Source organism: Streptomyces sp. B1866 (assembly GCF_031932565.1).
Classification (GTDB): Bacteria; Actinomycetota; Actinomycetes; order Streptomycetales; family Streptomycetaceae; genus Streptomyces.
This window is the reverse complement of sequence record NZ_JAVSCF010000493.1, coordinates 1-1722: the sequence shown is the minus strand read 5'-3', so window position 1 is coordinate 1722 and position 1722 is coordinate 1. Positions and strand designations below refer to the sequence as shown.

Genomic DNA, 1722 nt, shown 5'->3' with positions numbered 1-1722 from the left:
GGCCGGGAGCGCCGCGGCCCGCGGGCGCGGCCGGGAGTGCCGCGCCGCCCTGCCGCCACGCGGGTGGCAGCGGGCCCGTCGCGGCGTGGGGCGACCGCGCCGCTCATCGTATGGACGTACGGTGACGGCGGTCCCACCGCCACCGCCAGGTCCGACCGGGAGGTTTGAGACCACGTGCCCGCAGAAGACGAGCCCCTGCTGGACGACTCCGCCGCGCGGCCGGGCCCCCGGCCCCGCCGCCGGCGCTGGGGCCTGCGGCTGGCGGCCGTCACCGCAGGCCTGGTGCTGGCGGCGGGCGGCCTCGGGCATGGCGTCGTCACCAGCCTGGAGTCCGGCATCCACCGGGTCGACGCCTTCGACGGGCTGGACGACCGGCCGCGCGCCGGGGGCGGCGGCGTAACGTTCCTGCTGGTGGGTACGGACGGCCGGGACGCGATCACGCCCGACCTGAAGGAGCGGTACAAGCTGGGCGGCGCGCCCTGCCACTGCACGGACACCGTCATGCTGGTGCACCTGTCGGCCAAACGGGACCGGGCCAGCGTGATCAGCCTGCCGCGCGACTCCTACGTGCGGGTGCCGGTCTACACCAACCCGATCACCGGAGTGCGGCGCCCGGCGCACCCGGGCAAGCTCAACGCCGCGTACGCCGAGGGCGGCCCGAGCCTGACGGTGCGCACCGTCGAGCGGATGACCGGCGTGCACATCGACCACTACCTGGAGGTCGACTTCACCAGCTTCATGAAGACCGTCGACGCGGTGGGCGGGGTGGAGGTGTGCACCCGCAGGCCGCTGCGGGACGTGTACACCGGGCTCGACCTGCCGGCCGGCCGGAACACGCTGGGCGGCGGCGAGGCGCTGCAGTACGTGCGCTCCCGGCACGTCGACGGCGCGGCCGACCTGGGCCGGATGCGCCGTCAGCAGTACTTCCTGGCCGCCGTCATCCGTAAGGCCACCGACAGCGGCATGCTGCTGAACCCGGTCAGGCTGCACCGGGTCACCTCCGCGCTGCTCGGCTCGGTCCGCGCCGACCGGGACTTCGACGCGGCCGACATGATCGGCCTGGGCCGGGGGCTGCGCGGCTTCACGCCCGCGTCGTCGGAGTTCGTCTCGGTGCCGGTCAGGGACCCGGCGCAGGTGGTGAAGGGGCTCGGTTCGACGGTCGCCTGGGACCGGCCGAAGGCGGCCCGGCTGTTCCAGGCCGTCCGCGAGGACCGCCCGCTGGCCCCGCCGCGCCCCAAGGACACGCGGCACGGCGTGCCCGCCGTGGCCGTACCCCCCGCCCAGGTGGGCGTGCAGGTCTACAACGGCACCGGTCAGGCCGGCCTCGGCCGGCGCGTGGACCGCGCGCTGCGCGCCACCGGCTTCGCCGTCACCGGCGCGCCCGCCGAAGCGCCGGCGCACGGAGTGCGGCGCACGGTCATCGCGTACGACCCGAAGTGGGACCGTTCGGCGCGCGCCCTGGCGACGGCCCTGCCCGGCGCCCGGCTGCGCCCGGTGGCCGGCCAGGGGCCGCGGATGCGGGTGACGGTCGGCACGGACTTCGCGGGCGTACGGGCGGTCCGGGCGCGCCGGCCGGTGACCGGCGGCGCGGGCCCCGGCGTGATGACCGGGGACCAGGCCGGGTGCCGCGGGACCGGCGGCTGACCCCGGCCCGTACCGGTCCCGCGGCGCGGGCCGCGGACGCCCGCGCGGTACCGCCCGGCCCGGCCCGCACGGACCCGT

At 77.5% G+C, this 1722-nt stretch carries 1 protein-coding gene; it reads left to right on the top strand.

Annotation, left to right across the window (positions count from 1 at the left end; all coding sequences use genetic code 11):
- The first annotated feature begins 174 nt into the window (after nucleotides 1-174).
- The gene (locus tag RKE29_RS29740) at nucleotides 175-1644 is read left to right on the top strand and encodes an LCP family protein (protein ID WP_312008818.1); all 1470 of its coding nucleotides are present in this window, start codon (nucleotides 175-177) and stop codon (nucleotides 1642-1644) included.
- Nucleotides 1645-1722: the final 78 nt, after the last annotated feature.